Genomic DNA, 22,934 nt, shown 5'->3' with positions numbered 1-22,934 from the left:
CTCCTCTCCTTATTTATGCTAAGCTTTCCGTCAGCCCGGGAACACGTACTCCTCTTTCTCTCGTTAATTTTTTAAATTCTTCAGTCAATTTTTTCGTTACATTTCCTGGTTTCCCATCTCCAATTTCTCTCGAATCAACTTTTACAACTGGAATTAACTCCGCTGCTGTTCCTGTTAAAAATACTTCATCCGCTACATATACATCATGGCGAGTGAATGGTCTTTCCTCACACGGAATACTCAGTCGTTCACATAGCTCGATAACACTATTTCTCGTAATACCTTCTAATGCTCCTAAATAGGATGGCGGGGTTAATACTTTTCCATCTTTCACAACGAAAACATTATCGCCAGAACCTTCACAAACATATCCTTGTTGATTTAACATAAGAGCCTCTAACACTCCTGCTTGTGCCGCTTCAATTTTTACAAGTACGTTATTTAAATAATTCATTGACTTAATACGTGGATCTAACGCGTCTGGCGTATTACATCTTGATGCAACAGATACAACACTTAACCCATTATCATAAAATTCTTGTGGGAATAAATTTAATTGTTCTGCAATAATAATTACGCTCGGCTTCACACAACTTCTCGGATCGAGCCCTAAGTCACCTTTTCCTCTTGAGACAATTAAGCGAATGTAAGCATCAGCATATTCATTTTTTTGGAGTGTATGTAAAACCGCTTCTTCCATTTCTTCTACCGTCATTGGAATTGTTAGTAAAATAGATTTCGCTGATTCATATAATCGTTTCACATGTTCTTTTAAACAAAATACATTTCCTCCGTAACTACGAATCCCTTCAAATACACCGTCTCCGTATAAAAAACCGTGATCATAAACTGAAACAACTGCCTTTTCTTTTTCTACAAATTCCCCATTCATGTAAATGTACTGGTTTCCCATCTCACATCGCTCCTCTTTTTTCTCTATTTTTGCAACCTATTTCTACATCGATTGCTGAGATGAGTATTTTTAACAGAATATTCAGTATACAAACCTTAAAAATATACTCGTCTCAACAATCGATTACATACGTACTTGTAGCGATCCATTGCTGAGACGAGGGAATCGTGGTACCACTCAGCTTCCTTATACTTCTCACGAAATATAAGCTCTGCAAGTCCAATTAGACTTTTGTTTTTCTATCGGGAACAACCCCGCTACTTTTTACTAGTTTTCAAAAGTAGTGCTCCAAGGTGATTTTCAATGAGTGAATCGTTACCACCCTCACAGCCTCGGGGCAGCTCTCTGAAACAATCTTTATCATTTACTCTCCTCTTCTACGCATTCTCTTCTTCTATTTTAAAAAATAAAAACTCTCGCCTCAGCAATCAACTACTACAATTTAGTAGCTTTGATTGCTGAGGCGAGAGTTTCGCGTTACCACTCAGCTTCCTTATACTTCTCACGAAATATAAGCTTTGTAGGTCCAATCAGACCTCCGTCCTTTTACCGGAGACGATGCCGCCGCCCTCTACTCAGTTTCCCTTTCGCAAGCGATGCTCCGAGGTGATCTTCAATGATTCGATTGTTACTACCCTCACAGCCTTGGAGTAGCTCTCTGAAACGATCATAATCATCTACTTTCCTCTTCTTTGCATATACAACATATAAAGTCAGAAAATTCTTAATTAACTTTTATTTGTTACACGTATTATAGGACGTTGTTCTTTTCGTTGTCAACATGTTTTTTCGAAAAAATCAAAATTCATTCTATTTATTTTTTCTCAAATCAAAATTGGAATGCATTACTTACATACACTCATATATTACTTAAGTATGTTTGCATTACTACATAAAGAAAAACTTATAAAGTTTATGAGGAGATGAGAAAACTATGTTAAAAGGGAAAGTAGCGTTAGTTACAGGAGCAAGCCGAGGAATTGGACGAGCGATCGCTAAACGTTTAGCAAATGACGGTGCATTGGTTGCTGTTCATTACGGTAATCGAAAAGATGATGCTGAAGAAACTGTTCATGAAATTCGATCAGATGGTGGCCAAGCTTTTTCTATCGGCGCAAATCTAGAATCCTTACACGGTGTAGAAAACCTTTATAACGCTTTAGATACTGAATTACAAAAGTGCACTGGTGAAACACAATTTGATATTTTAATAAACAATGCTGGCATTGGTCCTGGTGCTTTTATTGAAGAAACGACTGAACAATTTTTTGATAGAATGGTTTCAGTAAATGCAAAAGCTCCATTCTTTATCATTCAACTAGCACTACCACGTTTACGTGACAATAGCCGAATTATTAATATTTCATCCGCTGCCACCCGCATTTCTTTACCTGATTTTGTTGCATATAGTATGACGAAAGGCGCTATTAATACACTGACTTTTACACTAGCAAAACAGCTTGGAGCACGAGGAATAACGGTGAATGCAATACTTCCAGGATTTATTAAAACAGATATGAATGCAGAACTCTTGAGCGACCCAATGATGAAGCAGTACGCTACTACTATTTCCGCTTTCAATCGCTTAGGTGAAGTAGAAGACATTGCCGATACTGCTGCATTTCTTGCTTCTCCAGACAGCCGCTGGGTTACTGGACAATTAATTGATGTGAGCGGCGGATCTTGTTTATAAAAAATATATATTTTCAAATCTTTTTTATTGCGCAATAAAACAATTTATATAATACTATATAAAACATATACATTTAGGAGGATTACAGCAATGTCCGAAAAAACATACGAACTCGCAACCTTCGCAGGCGGTTGCTTTTGGTGCATGGTAAAACCATTTGATGAACTTCCTGGTATTCATAAAGTACTTTCTGGCTATGCAGGAGGTCATGTAGAAAATCCAACATATGAACAAGTAAAAGCTGGAACATCTGGACATTTAGAAGTTGTTCAAATTACATTCGATCCTTCTATTTTTCCTTATCAGAAATTACTAGACTTATATTGGCCACAAATCGATCCAACTGATGATGGCGGACAATTCTTTGACCGTGGTCCATCTTATCGCACTGCTATTTTTTATCATACTGAAACACAAAAAGAGCTTGCTGAAAAATCAAAACAATCTCTTGCAGAAAGCGGTATGTTTAAAGATCCAATCGTAACTGCAATTCGCCCGTCTGCACCTTTTTATGAGGCTGAAGAATACCATCAACATTTCTATAAAAAGAACCCAGAGAAATATGCTACTGAGCAAAAAGAATCTGGCCGTGAAGACTTTATAAAAGAAAATTGGCAAAAAAAATAATAAAAACGCATCGTGCTTTTTTAGTACGATGCGTTTTTATTTTTGATAAAAGTACCATACAATGATGAGAACAACCGCTGTTAATGCCCAAAGCGCTACTTCATTTTTCACTCTACTCTTTTTCTTAGTCATTTCATCTCCTCCTAATAGCAATACAACGTATTCAAGATTTCCTCTGTTTCATTGTCCACCTTATATACATAAATACATCCTTACCAATCCTTATAACAAGACCACAAATGATTCCGATTGCAATTGAAATTATTAACATCTGTACAAAACTAAGAGTAGTTGTGTATGTTATGTAGATAACAATGCATACAAGTAAAACATCCGGTAAAGAAAGCAAAAACTTTTTAAGTATTTCTTCAGCTCTCCTATGTCTTATTTATCTCTTTTGCTGTAGCTTTGAAATAAAATTTATTTGAAAATCCCATTTAGACCTTCATTTTATAGAAAAGAATACCCCCCCTTTTGAAAAGGGATTCTTATGTACATGTTCTATTCCATAATTACTCCTAAAATAGAATAATATTACTAATGATTTGTTGTACATTAACTATTTGCCAGGCAATCGGATGTTGCGCCAACTACCTACATCGCATTGACCGTATGTATTATCACCTACTGCTACCACGGTGCCATCTAATTTTAGACCGACCGTATGCGCACAACCAGCCGCTATCGCTACAATATTACGCCAATCGCTTACATTACATTGACCATACTCATTCCACCCGACTGCCACCACGGTACCGTCTGATTTAAGTCCGATTGTATGATTCGTACCAGCTGCTATTGCCATAATATCTTTCCAGCTGCTTACATCACATTGACCAAGTTTATTATTTACCCACTACCAATCTAATTTAAGAGCAACGGTATGACCACAACCCGCTGCTATCGTATCTTTAGACCACCGTTTCGCTTTTAACATTTCTTCTTCCGGTGAAATGTAATTCATATTTACCTCCTTCAAAATAAGCAACTATTTCAAAGTATATCTTTTATCAAACTTTATTTCATTATCAAGACCTAAATCGTAAAAAGTCATAAATAATAAAGAGTGATACATATTAGTCATCGATAATATGTATCACTTTTCACTACTTTTTCCGCAATCTCGCCCTTTAATGGAATAATAGATTACTTATAACTGGTTTGTTGAAATATTATAACCAAAATATTTTTGTTGACTGTGACACTGGTGTCATACTTTAGAATTAAGTTTGAACATCTGAAAGGAGGCATTTTCATTGAAGAAAAATGACCAAAGTGAGAAAGAACAAAATATCAGTCAAGTATCAGATACAGATGTATCTATGATGGAGAACCCGAACCGTTCACCTGTTACAGTTATTGGCTTGGGTCCGATGGGCCAGGCGCTGGCTGGTACATTCCTGATGAACGGCCACCCTACGACATTATGGAACCGAACTGCCGAAAAAGCCGATTATCTTGTTTCTCAGGGGGCGATTCTTTCGAATTCAGTTATCGCCGCGGTCTCTGCAAGTCCCCTGGTGATCATTTGTGTTCTGGACTACAATATCGTCCGTGAAGTCCTTGCCCCTGCGGGAGATGCCCTGAAGGGACGGACACTGGTGAACCTCACTGCCGACTCGCCCAAACGTGCCCGTGAAATGGCCACATGGGCTGCCCAACACGGAGTCGATTACCTCGATGGGGCGATTATGACCCCTACTCCAACCATCGGGACGCCTGCGGCTTCCGTCCTGTATAGTGGACCAGAATCCATCTTTAAGGCCCACCAACCGACCTTGGCAAGCTTGGGTGGCACTACTTCTTATCTTGGGGCGGACCCTGGCCGGGCAGCGGCATATGATGTGGCCCTGCTCGATCTCTTTTGGACATCCATGAGCGGTTACGCTCACGCTCTCGCCCTTGCCACTGCCGAGAATATTCCGGCAAAGGAGTTCGCTGTTTATGCCCAGGGTATCATAGGCATCTTGCCCGACATCATGGCTTATTTAGCAAATGAAGTAGACTCGGGTCACTACCCTGGTGACAAGTCCAATATCATCTCGGCCTCGGCAGGAATGGAGCACATCATCCATGCTGCTCAGCACCACGGCCTCGACGTCAGCGTTCTGAGTGCTGCAATGGCCGTAACCCAGCAGGCCATCAACGAGGGCTACGGAACCGACGGATTCTCTCGCTTGACCGAACTGCTAAAGAAACCGTCTGCATAACATCATAGTCTTCTGTAAAGATCCCGGATTCCGCCATAATCGCGGACTGGGATCTTCAATTATTTCGTTGTTTCAACTAAGAGAATTTCCATTTCTCATTCTTCTTTTATCCGTCATTTGCATGATTTGTTTTTCCAACCGATGCTTTACAACGTCCAATACACTGATTTGTCTGTTAATTTGATCCAGCTTCACTTGATAAGTTTCCAGCATTTCTTCACAAAATTCATAGTCTTCCGGACCATTATCCTCGCATTTCAATATTTCCTCAATTTGTCCCGTTGTCAGCCCCAAACCTAAATAAAGTTGAATAATTCGAATACGTTTGATGGCGGATTCATCGAACTCGCGATAACCATTTTCAAGGCGTACAGCGGTAATTAGATTTTTTTTCTCATAATGCCTTATGGATCGGATACTTGCACCTGTCTTTTTAGACAGCTCACTGATTTTCAATAGAAACGCCTCCCTATTAAATGTTCGAAAATCTTATCTTATAATATGACATTAGTGTTACGGAAAATAATAACATATAGGTTTTTGTTTCATTGAAGTTGTGACGTAAGTGATTCAGTTTTTCAAATAATCGTTCTAAAACTGATTGGGAGATACGGTTATAAGGTTTCGTTTTTGATTTCCGTTTATCTATTGAACTAATTATCCTCTAATAATCATAGTACAGTTAAATTTTTAATCTACTTCTTCAAAAAATAAAAACCTCCAGTTTAAGTACTAGAGGTCTTCCATTTTATTTCTTTAATCGCTCAATAAAATCCTGTAATTTATCAAGTGATTTCATGTTCTGATTACAAGCTACACCATCTTTGCAAATATAGTTTCCTTTTTTTACGAAAGTTCCTGGTACATCGCCTTTAATTTCAACTAAAAACATCCCAACTTCTTCATGTCCATGACATAACGAACAAATGCTTTTTTTATTTAAACTTTGGAACGTTCCTTGCAGACCAACAAATTTATTTTTATCATTTTTCGCTATAATAAATTTCCTGCTTGATCCCTTATCAATCCAGCTTAAATAAGATATTTCTTTCATATCTATTTCTTCCATATCAGGAAGTTTTAACTTTTTCGCTTTAGGAAACAATTTTTTTAATGTTTGTGCTGTAACTTCTTGAAACGGAATTACATACGGATTTATTTTCATTAAAAATGATTCTGCATCTTCTCTATTTTGAACTGTTAATACCGTATCAATTAACTCTTTCTGTTCATCCGTTAAATTCTCAAATACATGTATTATCTTTTCAATCGCAAGCGATTTTAACGCTTGAATTACACCTCTATCATTTGCGGTTGCATGCCCGTTTGCTAAAATATAAGCTTGTGATTTTATAAAATTATATTGATCACTTCTAATAAACGCTTCCATCTTTATCACTCCATACAAATTGTTGATCTAGTTTTATTGTATACAATGATTACGTTTTTTGATATGTAAAAGATAACTTAGAAACAAACATTACATATATCACTTATTCTCTACCGCTGCATTTCCTGACAAAAGAAGCCATCATCTGCTTTCCATTCCGCATATAATACGTCTTCAAATTTAGTAATTCCTTTTTGCTTTATTTGTTTATAAAGCCACCCTTCATCAAATCCTGCTTCCCTCAAATTATCCTTAACTACTTTCCCATCACTAATTAATGAAATTGGTAAGTATACAGGCTTATGTTTTAAACTTAAATCATTTATAGTAGGAGATTCGTATTTACTTTTTTTCAGAACGCTTATGTTTCCATTAGGTTCCAATATCATATATTCAACTTCTCGGATTGAAAATATATCTTTTTGTTGTCTTAACATTTGTTGTAATTGGTTAATATCCAAATGATTTGATTTTAATTGTTCTCTATCAATATGCCCATTACGAATGATAATAGAAGGGTATCCTTCAAAGAACTTTCTTGTCCTTCTAAATTTTTGTGTTATTGCTTCTATTGCGTAAATTAATATTACCCATACAAAAACAGCGTATAAAATAGACCATACTCTCACCTCAGGATCATATACAGTGTTTCCAACTAGTTCTCCGATTACAATCGCAGAAATAAAATCAAAAGGGGTTAGCTGTGATATTTGTGTTTTCCCTAATATTTTAGTAGCAATTAATAAAACAAAAAAACCAACAAAAAGTTCTATCGTTATTTGTCCAAGATGATTCATATATGTTCACCTTTCTGTAATATGAAATATAAAGTTTTTATTCCTATTCACATTTCTATACAATACTATTGCGATTCATTTTTTCTATTATCATGCCCATTCACACCCTATATATCCAATACATACAAAGCAAAAAGAGTCTAGTTCAAAATAATATTTGAACTAGACTCTTTTATGCTCATTTAGAATATACAATCTTTTTAATCGTTTCCCCAGAAAGAAAATATTCTTCTGCAAGTTGATGAATAGCAATCCCACTTTTAAACGCTTCTTTAATCGCTTTATTTCTTTCATCTAGTTGTTTTCTTCCGCCAGATCGTGTACCCCATTTATAATGTTTCGTTTCTTGTTTCGGAATATAAATTGTTTCACCTTGTATATACTTTTGAATTTCAGTAATTAAACTTTCTGGTAAAACCGTCGCGGCTTTAACGTATTTCATTTCTGCTCGCCCCTTATTTTTTATGGTTCATTTCAATAAGGTGCAAAGCCAAATATAAAAAATGATACGAGCTCATTTAGGCGATTGTATATTACTTGTCTACCTCACGCAAAGTATCGCCATTTCCATACTTGGCTTTGCATGAGACGTTGCAGTGTCTGGCAATTGAATTGTAATCGCCATTTAAACACCTCCTAATATACCTTTTGCATTTTATTATATGATAAATCCCTTCCCCTTGCATCCACATCCTTTTTAAAGCGTGAAATTACTTAATTTGATATAATACTTTTTAATTGAATCAACAATCATTGTGAGGTTACATTATGAGGAAAAAAATTATCATTACAACCGTTACACTATTCTTTATTATCACGGCATTATTTGGAACATACAAATTGATGAACGCAAGAAGCTTTCAATTATTTGGAGATTTAACACAACGCGTAGAAACAAATGAAAAAGTGATTGCTTTAACTTTTGATGATGGCCCTACTAACAATGTAAAACAAATATTACCGCTACTAGATAAATACAACGCTAAAGCTACTTTCTTTTTAATTGGAAATGAATTAGAGAAAAATTTATCGTTAGGAGAAGCTATCGCGCAATCTGGGCACCAACTTGGAAACCATACATATTCTCATAATAGAATGGTTTTCAAAACACCTTCTTTCATTAAAGGTGAAATAGAAAAAACGAATTCATTAATCCGCCAAACAGGATTTACAGACGAAATTGATTTTAGGCCTCCTAACGGGAAAAAATTAATTGGACTACCCTATTATTTAAATAAAAATAATATCGAAACGATTATATGGGATCTTGAGCCCGATACTTTTTATAAATCTACGGCTGATAAAATTGAATATGTTAATAAAAATGTAAAACCAGGTTCTATCATTTTATTGCATTCTATGTATGATGAGTCTAATGAAAATTTACAAACGATTGAAGGTATTTTAGATTCTTTATCTAAGAAGGGCTATCAGTTCGTAACAGTAAATGAATTGCAAAAAAGAGCAAAATAAAAAGGTAGCGTATCTTTGTATGATACGCTACCTTTCTTTTTATATAATGCCAAGTACATTTAAGAATACGATAATAATCGCAATTGGTGCGATATAACGAAGTAAGAATAACCATAATACGAATAGTTTATAACCTTTATTTTTACTTACACCTAGCTCTTTCATTAATACATCTTTCTTCATTTTCAAAGGAACAAAGATAGAAACTAATAATACACCAAGTGGCATTAATACGTTACTTACTGCATAGTCCGCTAAATCAAAGACTGTCTTTCCGAAAATCTTCAGATCACTTAATATACCGAATGATAATGCTGATGGTACCCCAACAACGAAGATTAATAACCCTACGATTAAGGCCATTTTTTCACGTTTCCCTTTACCTTTTGATGTTAACGACGCAACACTAATTTCTAACATCGAAATTGCTGATGTAATCGTAGCGAAGAAGAATAGTAATAAGAAAACGATGAAGAATAATTTTCCAAATGCCATTTTACTGAAAATAGCTGGCAATACGATAAATAATAGTCCCGGTCCTTGAGATGGTTCCATTCCGAATGCGAATACAACTGGGAAAATTGCAAGTCCTGCAAGTAATGTAATAACAAGAGTTAATGCTACGATAGAAAATGCTGAACGTGGTAAGCTTTCTTCTTTCGGTAAATACGAGCTATACGTTACCATAACGGCTACCCCGACAGATAACGAGAAGAACGATTGCCCCATTGCGTATAAAATAACTTCTGATGTTACATGTGAGAAATCAGGTTGTAAGAAGAAACGAACGCCTTCTCCGGCACCATCTAACGTAAGTGCACGAACTATTAATACAAAGAATAAAACAAATAGTGCTGGCATGAAATATTTATTTACTTTTTCAACACCATTTTGTACACCTTTACTTACGATAAAAATAGTAATAAGGATGAATAATAGCTGTGATCCAACTGCTAAATATGGATTGGAAATGATTTCACCAAACGTAGCTTCGTATGCTCCATTTCCTTCCCATAGTCTACCTGTAATTGCATTCCATAAATATAATAAAATCCAGCCTCCTACAACACTGTAGAAAGAAAGTAATATGAAACATGTTACAATTCCTAATTTACCTAACCAAGGCCATAACGTTTTAGGAGCAATCTCTCTATATGCATCAACAGCCTCTTTTTGTGTACTTCTTCCAATAACAAATTCAGCTAATAATAGCGGTAAACCAATTAATAATGTGAAACCGATGAAAATTAGGAAGAATGCTCCGCCTCCTCCAATGCCGGCCATATATGGGAATTTCCAAATCGCCCCAAGACCAATTGCCGAACCTGCTGCAGCTAATACGAAACCTAATTTCGATGTCCATTGCTGTGAATTCATTTATTAATCTCCTCTCTATCTCTTCTTTTTTGTTACAATTCGGTATTTATATTGTTCTATCAATACTCTTTTCTAATACGTTCACTTCCTCCCTAATAATAAAAAAACGCCCCTACGTAAATACGTAGGGACGACAAAAATATCGCGGTACCACCCTAGTTGTGAAGAACACTAAGAAACCACCTAAATAAAAACGCCCCTACGCAAAAACGTAGGGACGATAAAATATCGCGGTACCACCCTAGTTATGAAGCCACACCAAAGTTAGGACCTAAATAAAAAACGTCCCTACGTAAATACGTAGGGACGATAAATATCGCGGTACCACCCTAGTTGTGAAAAAATCTTCACCACTTTATTTGATAACGGTATAAACTACCGTCTTTCATTTCCTCATAATGCGAGATTTATGAAAGATGCTCCAGGACGAACTTCATGAATAATCTATATACTGATTCACACCAACCATCAGCTCTCTGAAATAGGGAGATATTCACTACTATACCCTTTCATTGCCCAAATATTATTTTCCGAATTGATTACTATCATTTTTATCACACATTAAAAATAGTGTCAACTTATATTTTGAATTTTTATGTATTACAATCTATTTAAAAATTCGAAATATAAGTTTTAGTTTAGAAAACAAGTAGATTAGTACATAACGAATTCTAACAGGCAATAGAAAAAGAATTACGTATTATTGATACTTATTCCAGAAGAAAAATCATCTAGAAACATAACCTATCTCTATCTGTATTAGTTTTTAAGAGTTTGATGGATACCAAGAAAATTCCGCATCACTATCCAGTGGTCTATTTTTCGTTTCTTCTTTAATTACACGAAACCATTCATTTAAAATTTGAGTTTTTGGCAATTGAGCAGCAAGGTTATCTTCCCAAATTATATGTGAGAACCAGGCTTTCGTTTCCCATTCAAACTGCAATTGTGCGAACGAAATTATAGGGTGATCAGCTTCACGAAATTGCTCATTTACTGCATTTGAAACTTCTGGAGCTTGCGGTAACAACTCGTTCTGAATTCTATTTTTTATCGTCCCATTTTCTAGCTGATCCCAGAAATACAATTGTCCGTTTATTTGATAAAAAATATCAAATGAAGCCTCACCTTTCTTCAAATTCAATAATACGAAGGCACGTTCCACATCATTGTCAGCTGCTTTTACAGCATTAATAATTATATTTTGTGCCATTGATACCCAGTAACTAGTCGCTTCCTCTACCGGTGATTCAACATACAATTCTTCACTTAATTCATGAAGAGTGGCCTCTTGCTCATTCACTTTTTCAACTTTTTTAAAAAACCTATTAAAAAACCCCATAACTTCCCCCTTATTACTATTTTCTATTTCACAAAATAAAAAATAGATTTTTCTTGCTCATCCACATTTACTCCTGGCGCGTATGTATGAACTTGTTGCAATACTTCTTCTATTAGCAACTCTAACTCCTGCACACTATTTTCTGGACTCCCTATTAATATATCTGCCATACGTTTATATAATTTTTCAGGTTTAATAGTCATTCGTTCCACATTATTAGGCATCCATTTAAACGCTGGATGATGCACGTACATTTTATTCAAACCAAATAAAACACCAAATACATTCCTTTGTACTTCACAAATAACGTCATAAAGCATAAGCCAATCTTTCCGTTTTAAAAGCGCCTTTCGATTGTGCCAACGATTACTTAACCATAGATTTTCTGAAATCATCCGTTTTGCTAGTTCATCTGGATATGCCGCTACTCTATCTTTTAATTCATTCACTTTCCCTTCTCCATACAAACTAACACCATCATGAACAGATGATACAATACATTGTTTTTCATAACTTATATCATATTGATCCACCACATCCGAAATCACTTTCTCTACTGTCTCTGTTAAAAAGTTACTAATCTCTAATTTAATTCCCTCTTTCGTTAAATACGTTTCCGACCATTCTTCTTCCTCATACGGATGATACGATAATATTTTCCCATCAATATGATAAATAGGGGCCCTACGATCCTCATCTTCCGGCGGTGTTGACCATAAAATATGTAATTCTATATCTGAATGTTCATCTTCAAGTTTTCTAGCTACTGAACCCGCTAAAATAATAGCTTCCACTTTCGGATTTTTCCTATAAATCTCTGACATCTCTATCGCTTTCTCTTTTAATCCCATTTCATTTCCCCCTAAAATTGCAGTAATCCCTTATATTTCATTTATCTATTTCGATTTTACAGCTTGCATTACCTTTTCAAATTCCTACTACATCATATTTCTATCCAATAGCGCTGAATAACTTCACCAGTACGAGAAGAAACTACTTCATTTTCTAACACGCCGCCAACCTTTTGAATCGTTTTAGCAGAACCGATATTGGATTTATCGCAAGTTATTAACACTTTCTGTAATCCTAATTTTTGTGCTTCAGCTAATGCAAGCTTTAGTTGTTTCGTAGCGTAACCGTGGCGACGTTTATTTGGATGGACACTATATCCAATATGACCGCTTTCCCGTAATAATTCTGGATTTAATCTATGTCTAATATTCACAAAACCTATAAGTTCCCTTTTTTCAAAACTTAAAAACTGGCTAGATGGCACTCGATTAGCTAGTATATTTTCTCCTAGTTCTTGTTTACTCACTTTTTCAAACCATTCATCAAGAGAATCAAAGTTTTGTAAAGAACTACTTCCATGTGGTTGTTCCCCTGATTGTAAAAATGCCTGTCTATACGCCGTAATATGCTCACTATATTCATGGATTGGTTTTAATAGTTTCATTGTTCTTCTCCCCCTCTTCATTCCATAAACCAAACACCTTAATAGCAGCTATTCACTATTAAGGTGTTTCTACCCTTTTTTATTCAAATAACCCCATGCTCAAATAACGTTCACCTGTATCAGGCGCAATACATAAAACTTTTTTACCAACGCCTAGACGTTTCGCTATCATAATCGCAGCGTAAACAGATGCTCCAGAAGATGGCCCAACTAATAATCCTTCTTGTCTAGCTAAATTTCTCATTGTCGTTAAAGCCTCTTCGTCTGCAATTTGAATAATTTCGTTATACACTTCTGTATTTAAGTTTTTCGGAATAAATCCTGGGCTTGTTCCTACTAGTTTATGAGGACCTGGTACACCACCTGATAAAACGGGAGATCCTTTCGGTTCCACTACTGCAATATATAAGTTTGGTAATTTCTCTTTTAACGTTTCACCAGTCCCTGTAATCGTTCCACCTGTTCCTGCCGTTGCAACAAAAGCATCAAGCTCTCCATCCATTTGTTCGTAAATTTCAAGTGCAGTCGTATAACGGTGAATATTCGGATTAGCTGGATTTTCAAATTGTTGCGGGATAAAACTATTCGGTATTTGTTTTTGCAGTTCTAACGCCTTCGCAATTGCTCCTGGCATTCTTTGTTCTGCTGGTGTTAAAACTACTTCTGCCCCGTATGCTTTCAATAAATTAATACGCTCTTTTGACATATTGTCTGGCATAATTAAAATCGCTTTATACCCTTTAGCTGCTGCGTTCATCGCTAAACCAATTCCTGTATTCCCACTTGTCGGTTCAATAATTGTATCCCCTGGTTTAATGAGACCATTTTCTTCTGCAACGTGAAGTAAATTATAAGCAGCACGGTCTTTCACACTACGTGATGGATTAAACATTTCTAGTTTCACATACACGTCCGCTGCGTCTTCCGGAATAAATTTAGATAATCGGACGACAGGTGTATCTCCTATTAATTCTGTTACGTTTTCACATAATTTCATAGTGCATCCCCTATTCTATCGTTTTCTTATCACTTGGTAATAACCATGAAGTAAGCCCAATTAACGGTAAACAACTACATAATATCATAATGAACTGAAGGCCATATATATCAGCTAACTTTCCTAGTACTACAGCACCTAGAGCACCAAGGCCGAACGCAAGACCTACAATTAGACCTGATACCATCCCTACTTTTCCCGGAACAAGCTCTTGCGCGTATACAACAATTACACTAAAACTACTTGAACTAATAAAACCGATACATAAAAATAAAGGTACGACCCACACAAGTGAGACATGTGGTAATAATAGTGCAAGTGGCGCTGAACCTAACATTGAAAATACGATGATGTTTTTCTTACCAAATCGATCTGCTAACGGTCCTCCGAAGAAAGTGCCTAACACACCAGCAATCATAAATGCGAATACGAAATACTGGGCATTTTTTATAGATAAACCATAATGCTCAATTAAGTAAAATTGATAGAAATTCCCGATACCTGCACCGTACCAAGAGCGCACAAAAGTAAGAAAAACAAGAAGTATAATTACGAATTTAATATGTGTACTTACAATTGCATTTTCCGCCTCAAGCGCAGCTCTCTTCTTCCTTCTTACAGCGCCGGTTGCTAATTCATTTTTGTACCAATTCGATACGAAAATTAATAATGCAATTCCTACTGCTGCAAATGCTGTAAAACCTAATGAACCAATTTGACCGAGTGGAACGAAAATTAGCGCTGTAAAGATAGGAGCTAAAGAATTCCCCGTGTTTCCCCCAACTTGATAAATCGCTTGCGCTAACCCTCGTTTTGCACCTGCCGCCATATACGCAACACGAGCGCCTTCTGGATGAAAGACTGCGGAACCTAAACCAATAAATAAAACAGAAATAATAACAATAATAAAGTTTGGTGCAAACGCGAGTCCAATCATTCCAAGCATACTTGAAAACATGCCGAGTGGTAATAAAAATGGTGACGGCTTCTTATCTGAATACATACCAAACACCGGTTGCATAATCGATGACGTCATATTTAACGCAAACGCAATCCACCCTACTTGCATATAGGATAAATTCATCGTTTTTTCCAAAATAGGAAACAACGCCGGTACAACTGCTTGCATCGAATCATTTAAAAAATGTCCAAAGCTAATCGCAAATAATATTCGATATATTGTCGGTGTTTCTACTGTGTTTTTTTGCGAAACTGCCTGCATATGTGAATCGCTCCTTTCTGTACAAAAAATATATTTATTACAGTAGGTGTAATAAATTCTGACTTTTGAAACATTTCTATTCTATACTGCTTTCATTTCTTTTTCCAGAAATATAACTTAACTCCCATCATTGACTTGCATCCTTGTAACTTTCAGCCGTAAAACATTATAGAAAAAGGCAACCCAATCACAAACTGGGTTGCCTCTTACATTAAATTGCAAAACGCTTATACTTCTCGTAATCGCTCGTCTTACATTCCACTTCTAGTTTCGTACCTTCATTTTCATAACTCGTTGATAAAACGTGCGCATGATTATTGAAATACGAAACTACCTGTCCTTGATCATATGGAATTAACATTTCACACTTCGTATATTCTTTATAGATGTGTGAGCGAATCATTTCTACAAGTTCTTCAATTCCAACTTGTTTCTTCGCTGATAAATAAACACGATCTTCTTGCACTTTCGGAATTTCAACATCTACCATATCTGATTTATTATAAGCATAGATCGTTGGAATATTTTCTACTCCAATTTTCTTTAACGTTTCATTTGTAATATCAATTAATTGTTCATAATTTGGATTTGCGTAATCTACGACGTGAATAAGTAAATCTGCTTCCGCTACTTCTTCTAACGTTGAACGGAACGCTTTCACAAGATGATGTGGTAATTTACTTACAAATCCAACTGTATCTGTTAATAAGAATGATTTATTATCTGGTAAATCAATATTTCGTACAGATGTTTCTAACGTCGCGAATAACATATCTTTTTCAAATACTTGCTTTTCTTCTGTACCATTATAAATTTCAAGCATTGCATTCATCGTCGTTGACTTTCCTGCATTCGTATAACCTACTAATGCTACAACAGGTATTTCATTTTTCTTACGCTGCTTTCGCTGCGTTTGACGCTGGGCAACGAGCGCTTCTAAATCTTTATTTAAAACTGAAATTTGTTCTTCAATTTTACGACGGTCTAACTCTAACTTCTTTTCACCGACACCTTTATTTTTCGTACCAACGCCGCCGCTCTGTCTTCCTAACGATTCACGAAGACCGATTAAACGAGGCATCATATACTGAAGATGGGCTACTTCTACTTGTAGCTGTGCTTCTTTCGTTTTCGCACGTTGCGCAAAAATATCTAAAATTAAAATGGTACGATCAATTACCTTACAATCTAAATCCTCTTCTAAATTTCGAATTTGTGAAGGAGATAATTCATCATTAAAGATAACCATATTCGCATCTATTTCTTGTACATACGCTGCAACTTCTTCAATCTTTCCTTTTCCGATATAATGCGATGGATTTACTCGTTGTAAATTTTGCGTTACTTGCCCAATTACCTCTACATCACAAGCTTCCGCAAGATTTGTTAACTCTTCCATCGAATATGCAAAATCATCTTCATTACCTACATTTACTCCAACTAAAACTGCTCTTTGTAATACTTCTTCCATATATTTATTCCTCCATTTCGATTACGTAAAATAAAAAACACAGGTCGCTGCCTGTGTTTTCGTAAACGGATAAGGGTTCACCAAAGAAATAGAAGAAAGCTATGCTTTCATCCTATTTTATAGTCAAAAAGTCCCAAGATTGTATACGTATCCACAATAAGTGTTCACCTATACAATCCCATTCTATTTATAAAGGCAAAACAAAAAGAGGGCGTATTCGTCCCTCCCTCTTTTTCACATATAAGCTTAATAAAGGGTTCCTTTAAAATAGGCAAACCAATCCCGTTCACTCTGTACACAGACAGAGCCTTTGAGCGCTATTCAATTATTGGCACAAAGTATTGAGACGTAATCTGATTAAGATCAAAGGAAGCCCCTCCGTTCATTTTAAGTTACATAAAGTGTAGCATAAGTAATTCGCTTTCACAAGGTTTAACAACCTATATCACACTAAAGAAAATCGTTATATTTTTACTTTAATCGTCATTTTTTGCGAGTTTTTTCACAACAAAAATAACAAAAGCAATTATCAATTTTAGAAACTTCTCGTATATTATTTTTACAGCACTCGCCAAATTCCTTCATAGTAAGTTAAGTATTATCGTTTTAATACAACAAAAATCTTTATTGACATTTTTATAACCTGATATTAGTATCAGGTTATAAAAATAAAAGTTAGGAGATGTTTCTATGCATTCTAAATCTCGTATTACTGCAATTGGTACTTATGTTCCAGATCAAATATTGTCTAATAACGATTTAGAAAAGATGGTCCATACGAATGATGAATGGATTTTACAAAGAACAGGAATGAGGGAAAGAAGAATCGCTAGCGAAGAAGAATACTCCTCAAACTTAGCCATTAAAGCAATTAAAAATTTATGTACAACATATAAGAAAAACTTAGAAGATGTCGACTGTATCATTGTCGCTACTACTACTGCTGATTACGTTTTCCCTAGTGTTGCTTGCCAAATACAACAATACTTCAACATACCTCATACACTAGCTTTTGATTTAAATGCAACTTGTGCTGGTTTTACATATGGACTACACGTCGGTAATAGCTTAATCACTTCTGGATCACATGAAAAAGTACTTGTCGTAGCGACAGAAACATTATCTAAAGTTACTGATTATAGCGATAGAACGACCTGTATTTTATTCGGTGATGGTGCTGGAGCTATTTTATTAGAAAGAGATGAAGACACCCCAAGCTTTATCGCTGCTCACATGGGAACAAACGGTGATGGCGGCATTCATCTATATAGAACAAACTTATCTACTACTATGAATGGCACACCACTGCAAACAAATGAAAAAATCGTTCAAAATGGAAGAGAAGTATATAAATGGGCAACACGTACAGTGCCAAAAGGCATAAAAGATTTAATACATACCGCAAATATGCAAGTAGATGATATAGACTGGTTCATACCCCACAGCGCTAACTTACGAATGATCGAATCTATTTGCGAAAAATCTCAAATTCCAATACAAAAAACATTAACGAGCGTGGAATATATGGGGAATACCTCTTCAGTCACCATTCCACTCGCTCTAGATTTAGCTATAAAAGAAGGAAAGTTAAATAATGGAGACACACTTTTACTATACGGATTCGGTGGCGGACTTACGCATTTAGGACTTATTTTAGAATGGAATTTAATTTAAGTGTATAAAAAGAGGCTCTAGTCAGTAACTAGAACCTCTTCTTCATTTAATTTCTTACCCCTTTTCGAGACCATATCACAACAGGAATAAGTAACAACGCTAACACGCCTCCAGCCAATGACAATGCCGCATAACTTGAATTCGCTACTACCATACCTGACATCGCTCCACCAGAAGCTCCAGCTAGCGCAATAAAAACATCTATTTTCCCTTGTGTTTTAGCACGTGTATACGGTGTTGTGGAATCAACAATTTGTGCTGTACCACTAATCAATCCGAGGTTCCATCCTAGCCCAAGTAAAGAAAGAGCAACGATTAATAATAATAAAGAATCACTTGGCGCTATCGCAGCTATGACACCCGCTGCAAGTAAAATCACTCCACCAGCTATGCTCATTGTAGTTCGGCCAATTTTATCAATTAACATTCCTGTAACGAGAGATGGAAGATACATTGCACCTACATGAAAACCTATCACAAGTCCTACTGCACTTAAACCGTGACCGTGGTGTCCCATATGAACTGGCGTCATCGTCATAATCGCAACCATCACGATTTGCGTAAGTATCATTACGATTGCTCCAACTGTAATACCTCGTTTATTTTCTTTCGCTTCTTCTGTTATTGGTTGCCCTTTATATGTATGTTCCTGTTTATATCTTTCTATTATGTTAGCAATAATTAAAGGATCTGGACGAAGCATAACAAAAAGAACTAGCCCCGCCAGTATAAATGCTGCTGCCGATAGTATGAACGGACCTGCAAGTTTAGGAACTCCAATTGAATGAGCAAAACTACCCATTACTCCTACTAAATTTGGTCCTGCAACTGCACCGAAAGTCGTCATTACCATCGTAATACTAACAGCCGTTGCTCTCTGCTTCTTATCTGCTAAATCTGTACCTGCATAACGAGCTTGTAGATTCGTGGCTGTACCGGCACCATATATGAGTAAAGAAATAAGTAAAAGAATAATGCTATTCGTTAAAGCTGCCATTACAACACCAATTGCTCCAAATCCGCCTACTATAAACCCTGTTGCAAGACCTATCCGGCGTCCATATCGTTGCGAAAGCTTCCCTACTATGAAAGCTGCTAATGCCGATCCTAATGTAAACATAGCAGTCGGTAATCCTGCAAATGCATCTGTTCCAAGCATTTGCTGCGCAAGAAGTGCTCCCACTGTAATACCAGCAGCTAGTCCTGCACCGCCAAACATTTGTGAAATGCTGACGATTATTAACGTTCGTTTGTATAGTTTTTGTTGCTCCTCTTCTGTGTACACATGATTATCTATTAAAGCCCCTGCCTTATCTAGCAATTCCCCATCCTCCTTTTAAAATTAATCCCTCTTGTTAATGTACTATGTATAATGTTACATATTCAATGGCATTTTCCATTCATACCTTTCATTCTAAAAAACTTTCTAATCATACTCGACTTATCCCATGCTATATTAAAAATACTACTATTCACAATACGCAAGGAGAAAACAATGAAAAAACAGGCTAATAGCAGCCTGTTTCCCTTTACACTTCTTCTACTATCCTTCCCCTTCTCTTTTTACTCAAAGCTCTTCCTTCCCAAAACAACAAACTTACGAAAGCACAAATTAATATAATTGGCACACTTGCTTTATATAAATCTGTAAAACTCATAGCCATCTGATTCTTGGCATAATGATTCACATCATTCGAGAATGTGAGTACCTCTTTCTTTATACTTTCCTCTTGTTTTTCAACTTCTTTTGTCACTTGCCTCATAACTTCTTCTCTTTTTACATCCCTATATTCTACTGGAACTTTTCTTAATATTTCATCCGTCTTGTCGCGAATCAATTCTTCCTTCTTCTCTTTACTTAATCCCATTGTCATTGCATTTTGTTTCTTATTTATATTCGATTCTAAACTTTGATTCTCTATTTTTTCTTTAGTTATTTGTAAAATTTCAGTTTGCTCAGTACTATTCACATGAATATTCCGCACCTTTTCTTCTGCATAACGATATACTTTTTCTTTATTTACAGTTAAATTATGAGTTAAGTTAGAGACAAATATTGCAACCGCCAATACAATTCCAACTTGTCGTAACATTGATACAACACTTTGAGAAGCAGTTAACAGTTCTCCTTCAAATGAAGAAGCACTTAAAACTGTAATTGGCCCCACTACTAAATCATATCCAACACCTAATATCATACACGGAATAATAATTTCTATATTTGTTGAATGAACATCAATCATTTGCAACCAATAATAGGAAATCCCTATAATTTGGTTTCACCAATTCACAGGGCCATTTTCTTATTTACTCTTTAACACCTACATCTTGCAAAACTTCAATATCCTCTTTCATTTCATAATAATAAGAAGGCAATTCTATACCATGTTCTAAGAAATAATCCTCAATGAATGAAATAATGATTTTTAACGTTTTCACACGAGCATACAATTTATCGTTACTTTCAATAATATGCCACTTCGCATTTGGCTTACTTGTTTTTTCAAACATGTCTTCCATCGCTTCAACATACTCATCCCATTTTTCACGATTACGCCAATCTTCGTCTGTAATTTTCCATCTTTTCAAAGGATTTTTCTCTCTATCTTTAAATCTCTTTAACTGTTCCTCTTTACTTATATGGTAGAAGAACTTCCCTATTATGTAATGGTCATCTGTTAGTAGTTTTTCAAAACCATTAATCTCATCGTATGCTCTCATCCACTCTTCCTTTGTAGCAAAACCTTCAACACGCTCAACTAACACTCGACCGTACCATGAGCGATCAAAAATGGTAATTTGCCCGTACTGTGGAATTTTGCGCCAGAAACGTTGCAAATAATGGTAACGTTTTTCATGAGGTGCAGGCGCTCCAATTGGATTTACTTGGAACCCACGCGGGTCAAGATGTTCCGTCACCCGCTTAATTACCCCACCTTTACCAGCCGCATCCCATCCTTCCATAACAAGCATAACCGCGATTTTTTCTTCTTTCAAAATTTGCTGTAATGCTAATAAGCGCCTTTGATATTTTTCGAGTTTCTTGTTGTACTTAGATTTTGATTCAATTTTTTTCGTTAAATCTACTTTAGCAAGATGTCCATTTTCCATAAAACGAATCCCCCTTGTTGTATGATAATGTTATTTTAACATATTTTTGGTAATTTTTTTCATATCCTAAAAAGCTGTGTAGAAACATCTCTACACAGCTTCCTTCTCTAATTTCACATCTACAAGCACATTTAACTACATTAAAATAAATAATTTATACGGAACTCTTAGTATATTTTTTTTAAAACGTAAAAATAGCTCTTTTAAAAAGGGCAGCAATCTAAATATAAAAAAACAAATTTATTCTTTCTTACTACATACGTAATTATGCCAGCTATAAGAGTAGTGAATAAAATATTGATTCACTACTCACAATAGCCACCTTACATTATATGGTATATTTACTCGTAAAGAGAAGATAATAACAAGTAAATCTATTAAAGAATGGGAGCTCTAAAAAAATGAAACGAAAAATATTAACTCTCTTTACACTTTTATGCTTAGCACTACCAATACAAGCTAGTGCTTACACATTTCAGTCACTACCGATTGCGTCAAAGTCTAAACAATGGTATGTCGAAATTGATAAATCTCATAACTCAAACAAGCAAGCAATCCAGCCAAAACAAGGTGTATTTGATACGTATAGTTTACTCGTAAAAAACATCGGTCATGATGTATCAAACGTATCTGTGGAAATACTTGATAACAATCCTACCTCTAAAGCTACCTTTAAACCTACTACACCTAATGAAAATATTTCTAAAAGTCATACAAGCTTTGACTACATGGTATTCCCATTAGACTTTAATAGTCATAATTTTAAAGTTGTGATTACTTGGGAAGAAAAGAATTTCTCTTATAACGGCCATCCGGTAAATGAAGGTAAAAAAATGAAACAAACATTTGTATTTAATGAAGAATAAGTCCTAATTTCTTTAGGGCTTATTCTTCTCTTTTGAAACCCTCTTGTATCGCTTCCGTCACTTCTTTTGTAATTTCCAATTCTGTTGCTTCCATACTAATTTTCTTGTGCCAAATATGTACGGACGGTTTTTCATTACAAAGATGTTTTATTAATACTAATTGATTATATGCTAGATTATTTTCTATATGGGTAGCGATATAGACTGTAAAATTGTTCGCTTCAAAGACCTTTTCTTCCAAAATGTATTTACTCTCTAATTGCCTCGTTACTATATCTTTCAAGTTTTCTATAGTCATGCATATCACCCCCTTTT

At 35.6% G+C, this 22,934-nt stretch carries 22 protein-coding genes, 2 pseudogenes and 2 other annotated features; of the genes and pseudogenes, 6 read left to right on the top strand and 18 right to left on the bottom strand.

From position 1 onward, the window contains the following. Positions 1 to 13 precede the first annotated feature (13 nt). A complete protein-coding gene (gene ilvE, locus MR143_RS02235; RefSeq protein ID WP_242280602.1) occupies positions 14 to 913 on the bottom strand; it encodes a branched-chain-amino-acid transaminase in 900 nt (299 codons plus the stop codon). Between the two features lie 149 nt (positions 914 to 1,062). Continuing rightward, positions 1,063 to 1,302, bottom strand: a binding site (T-box leader). 545 nt (positions 1,303 to 1,847) lie between these two features. Between ilvE and MR143_RS02230 the strand changes: the two genes are divergently transcribed. Beyond that, positions 1,848 to 2,606: an SDR family oxidoreductase gene (locus MR143_RS02230; protein ID WP_000911806.1), complete on the top strand. Its 759-nt coding sequence runs from the start codon at positions 1,848 to 1,850 to the stop codon at positions 2,604 to 2,606. A 90-nt stretch (positions 2,607 to 2,696) separates the two neighbouring features. Beyond that, on the top strand, positions 2,697 to 3,233 hold the full coding sequence (msrA, locus tag MR143_RS02225) for a peptide-methionine (S)-S-oxide reductase MsrA (RefSeq protein WP_001291891.1): 537 nt from the start codon (positions 2,697 to 2,699) through the stop codon (positions 3,231 to 3,233). A gap of 163 nt (positions 3,234 to 3,396) precedes the next feature. Here msrA and MR143_RS02220 read toward each other — a convergent pair whose 3' ends face one another. Beyond that, positions 3,397 to 3,597: a hypothetical protein gene (locus tag MR143_RS02220; protein ID WP_033672568.1), complete on the bottom strand. Its 201-nt coding sequence runs from the start codon at positions 3,595 to 3,597 to the stop codon at positions 3,397 to 3,399. A gap of 195 nt (positions 3,598 to 3,792) precedes the next feature. Beyond that, positions 3,793 to 4,083, bottom strand: a pseudogene (locus MR143_RS02215) (chromosome condensation regulator); the annotation flags it as partial. Positions 4,084 to 4,558: 475 nt separating this feature from the next. Between MR143_RS02215 and MR143_RS02210 the strand changes: the two are divergent. Continuing rightward, complete coding sequence (locus MR143_RS02210; protein ID WP_050552471.1) at positions 4,559 to 5,443, top strand: NAD(P)-dependent oxidoreductase; 885 nt, start codon at positions 4,559 to 4,561, stop codon at positions 5,441 to 5,443. A 72-nt stretch (positions 5,444 to 5,515) separates the two neighbouring features. Here the strand turns inward: MR143_RS02210 and MR143_RS02205 are convergent, their stop codons facing one another. The 4 genes from MR143_RS02205 to MR143_RS02190 form a co-directional block, all read right to left on the bottom strand. Continuing rightward, entirely contained in the window at positions 5,516 to 5,899 is a 384-nt protein-coding gene (locus MR143_RS02205; protein WP_000703061.1) for a MerR family transcriptional regulator, read from the bottom strand. Between the two features lie 292 nt (positions 5,900 to 6,191). Then, a complete protein-coding gene (locus MR143_RS02200) occupies positions 6,192 to 6,833 on the bottom strand; it encodes a FusB/FusC family EF-G-binding protein (protein ID WP_000387065.1) in 642 nt (213 codons plus the stop codon). 110 nt (positions 6,834 to 6,943) lie between these two features. Next, complete coding sequence (locus tag MR143_RS02195) at positions 6,944 to 7,630, bottom strand: DUF421 domain-containing protein (protein WP_001015963.1); 687 nt, start codon at positions 7,628 to 7,630, stop codon at positions 6,944 to 6,946. 178 nt (positions 7,631 to 7,808) lie between these two features. Next, positions 7,809 to 8,072, bottom strand: coding sequence for a CD3324 family protein (locus tag MR143_RS02190; RefSeq protein ID WP_000878308.1), 264 nt, complete (start codon positions 8,070 to 8,072; stop codon positions 7,809 to 7,811). Between the two features lie 326 nt (positions 8,073 to 8,398). Between MR143_RS02190 and MR143_RS02185 the strand changes: the two genes are divergently transcribed. Further along, complete coding sequence (locus MR143_RS02185) at positions 8,399 to 9,103, top strand: polysaccharide deacetylase family protein (RefSeq protein WP_001227583.1); 705 nt, start codon at positions 8,399 to 8,401, stop codon at positions 9,101 to 9,103. Between the two features lie 39 nt (positions 9,104 to 9,142). Here the strand turns inward: MR143_RS02185 and MR143_RS02180 are convergent, their stop codons facing one another. From MR143_RS02180 to hflX, 7 genes are all read right to left on the bottom strand, one after another. Beyond that, positions 9,143 to 10,480: a sodium-dependent transporter gene (locus tag MR143_RS02180; RefSeq protein WP_001088187.1), complete on the bottom strand. Its 1,338-nt coding sequence runs from the start codon at positions 10,478 to 10,480 to the stop codon at positions 9,143 to 9,145. A 299-nt stretch (positions 10,481 to 10,779) separates the two neighbouring features. Next, positions 10,780 to 11,002, bottom strand: a binding site (T-box leader). A gap of 244 nt (positions 11,003 to 11,246) precedes the next feature. Continuing rightward, positions 11,247 to 11,822 carry a hypothetical protein gene (locus tag MR143_RS02175; RefSeq protein ID WP_000505540.1) on the bottom strand — a complete coding sequence of 192 codons (576 nt, stop codon included), beginning with the start codon at positions 11,820 to 11,822 and terminating at the stop codon, positions 11,247 to 11,249. 23 nt (positions 11,823 to 11,845) lie between these two features. Further along, positions 11,846 to 12,673 (bottom strand): DUF4037 domain-containing protein, encoded by an 828-nt coding sequence (locus MR143_RS02170; protein ID WP_000523176.1) that lies wholly within the window; start codon positions 12,671 to 12,673, stop codon positions 11,846 to 11,848. A gap of 92 nt (positions 12,674 to 12,765) precedes the next feature. Continuing rightward, a complete protein-coding gene (locus MR143_RS02165; RefSeq protein ID WP_000771275.1) occupies positions 12,766 to 13,278 on the bottom strand; it encodes a GNAT family N-acetyltransferase in 513 nt (170 codons plus the stop codon). A 79-nt stretch (positions 13,279 to 13,357) separates the two neighbouring features. Next, positions 13,358 to 14,275, bottom strand: a complete 918-nt coding sequence (gene cysK / locus MR143_RS02160) for a cysteine synthase A (protein ID WP_000762273.1) — start codon at positions 14,273 to 14,275, stop codon at positions 13,358 to 13,360. Between the two features lie 10 nt (positions 14,276 to 14,285). Beyond that, positions 14,286 to 15,497 carry an MFS transporter gene (locus tag MR143_RS02155; protein ID WP_199717540.1) on the bottom strand — a complete coding sequence of 404 codons (1,212 nt, stop codon included), beginning with the start codon at positions 15,495 to 15,497 and terminating at the stop codon, positions 14,286 to 14,288. Positions 15,498 to 15,708: 211 nt separating this feature from the next. Continuing rightward, a complete protein-coding gene (hflX, locus tag MR143_RS02150) occupies positions 15,709 to 16,968 on the bottom strand; it encodes a GTPase HflX (protein WP_000393286.1) in 1,260 nt (419 codons plus the stop codon). Positions 16,969 to 17,658: 690 nt separating this feature from the next. On the opposite strand from hflX, the gene MR143_RS02145 reads away from it, so the two are divergent. Next, complete coding sequence (locus MR143_RS02145) at positions 17,659 to 18,642, top strand: ketoacyl-ACP synthase III (RefSeq protein WP_000555746.1); 984 nt, start codon at positions 17,659 to 17,661, stop codon at positions 18,640 to 18,642. Positions 18,643 to 18,688: 46 nt separating this feature from the next. Here MR143_RS02145 and MR143_RS02140 read toward each other — a convergent pair whose 3' ends face one another. From MR143_RS02140 to MR143_RS02130, 3 genes and pseudogenes are all read right to left on the bottom strand, one after another. Continuing rightward, positions 18,689 to 19,963 carry an MFS transporter gene (locus MR143_RS02140; RefSeq protein WP_000884515.1) on the bottom strand — a complete coding sequence of 425 codons (1,275 nt, stop codon included), beginning with the start codon at positions 19,961 to 19,963 and terminating at the stop codon, positions 18,689 to 18,691. 208 nt (positions 19,964 to 20,171) lie between these two features. Next, positions 20,172 to 20,915: pseudogene (locus tag MR143_RS02135) on the bottom strand (MFS transporter); the annotation flags it as partial. 34 nt (positions 20,916 to 20,949) lie between these two features. Continuing rightward, positions 20,950 to 21,753, bottom strand: coding sequence for a polyphosphate kinase 2 family protein (locus tag MR143_RS02130; RefSeq protein ID WP_000427324.1), 804 nt, complete (start codon positions 21,751 to 21,753; stop codon positions 20,950 to 20,952). A 401-nt stretch (positions 21,754 to 22,154) separates the two neighbouring features. On the opposite strand from MR143_RS02130, the gene MR143_RS02125 reads away from it, so the two are divergent. Beyond that, a complete protein-coding gene (locus MR143_RS02125) occupies positions 22,155 to 22,619 on the top strand; it encodes a hypothetical protein (protein ID WP_000823344.1) in 465 nt (154 codons plus the stop codon). 19 nt (positions 22,620 to 22,638) lie between these two features. Here the strand turns inward: MR143_RS02125 and MR143_RS02120 are convergent, their stop codons facing one another. Then, entirely contained in the window at positions 22,639 to 22,917 is a 279-nt protein-coding gene (locus MR143_RS02120; protein WP_000151372.1) for a hypothetical protein, read from the bottom strand. Positions 22,918 to 22,934: the final 17 nt, after the last annotated feature.

The organism is Bacillus cereus group sp. BfR-BA-01347, from assembly GCF_022663835.1.
Classification (GTDB): domain Bacteria; phylum Bacillota; class Bacilli; order Bacillales; family Bacillaceae_G; genus Bacillus_A; species Bacillus_A thuringiensis_K.
The sequence above is the reverse complement of the archived record's forward strand: the minus strand, read 5'-3'. Positions and strand labels throughout refer to the sequence as shown.

What these genes read in the sequence shown, in the direction of transcription:
- ilvE (WP_242280602.1), bottom strand. Translation starts at nt 913, where the DNA reads ATGGGAAACCAGTACATTTACATGAATGGGGAATTTGTAGAAAAAGAA.
- MR143_RS02230 (WP_000911806.1), top strand. Translation starts at nt 1,848, where the DNA reads ATGTTAAAAGGGAAAGTAGCGTTAGTTACAGGAGCAAGCCGAGGAATT.
- msrA (WP_001291891.1), top strand. Translation starts at nt 2,697, where the DNA reads ATGTCCGAAAAAACATACGAACTCGCAACCTTCGCAGGCGGTTGCTTT.
- MR143_RS02210 (WP_050552471.1), top strand. Translation starts at nt 4,559, where the DNA reads ATGGAGAACCCGAACCGTTCACCTGTTACAGTTATTGGCTTGGGTCCG.
- MR143_RS02200 (WP_000387065.1), bottom strand. Translation starts at nt 6,833, where the DNA reads ATGGAAGCGTTTATTAGAAGTGATCAATATAATTTTATAAAATCACAA.
- MR143_RS02195 (WP_001015963.1), bottom strand. Translation starts at nt 7,630, where the DNA reads ATGAATCATCTTGGACAAATAACGATAGAACTTTTTGTTGGTTTTTTT.
- MR143_RS02190 (WP_000878308.1), bottom strand. Translation starts at nt 8,072, where the DNA reads ATGAAATACGTTAAAGCCGCGACGGTTTTACCAGAAAGTTTAATTACT.
- MR143_RS02185 (WP_001227583.1), top strand. Translation starts at nt 8,399, where the DNA reads ATGAGGAAAAAAATTATCATTACAACCGTTACACTATTCTTTATTATC.
- MR143_RS02180 (WP_001088187.1), bottom strand. Translation starts at nt 10,480, where the DNA reads ATGAATTCACAGCAATGGACATCGAAATTAGGTTTCGTATTAGCTGCA.
- MR143_RS02175 (WP_000505540.1), bottom strand. Translation starts at nt 11,822, where the DNA reads ATGGGGTTTTTTAATAGGTTTTTTAAAAAAGTTGAAAAAGTGAATGAG.
- MR143_RS02170 (WP_000523176.1), bottom strand. Translation starts at nt 12,673, where the DNA reads ATGGGATTAAAAGAGAAAGCGATAGAGATGTCAGAGATTTATAGGAAA.
- MR143_RS02165 (WP_000771275.1), bottom strand. Translation starts at nt 13,278, where the DNA reads ATGAAACTATTAAAACCAATCCATGAATATAGTGAGCATATTACGGCG.
- cysK (WP_000762273.1), bottom strand. Translation starts at nt 14,275, where the DNA reads ATGAAATTATGTGAAAACGTAACAGAATTAATAGGAGATACACCTGTC.
- MR143_RS02155 (WP_199717540.1), bottom strand. Translation starts at nt 15,497, where the DNA reads ATGCAGGCAGTTTCGCAAAAAAACACAGTAGAAACACCGACAATATAT.
- hflX (WP_000393286.1), bottom strand. Translation starts at nt 16,968, where the DNA reads ATGGAAGAAGTATTACAAAGAGCAGTTTTAGTTGGAGTAAATGTAGGT.
- MR143_RS02145 (WP_000555746.1), top strand. Translation starts at nt 17,659, where the DNA reads ATGCATTCTAAATCTCGTATTACTGCAATTGGTACTTATGTTCCAGAT.
- MR143_RS02130 (WP_000427324.1), bottom strand. Translation starts at nt 21,753, where the DNA reads ATGGAAAATGGACATCTTGCTAAAGTAGATTTAACGAAAAAAATTGAA.
- MR143_RS02125 (WP_000823344.1), top strand. Translation starts at nt 22,155, where the DNA reads ATGAAACGAAAAATATTAACTCTCTTTACACTTTTATGCTTAGCACTA.
- MR143_RS02120 (WP_000151372.1), bottom strand. Translation starts at nt 22,917, where the DNA reads ATGACTATAGAAAACTTGAAAGATATAGTAACGAGGCAATTAGAGAGT.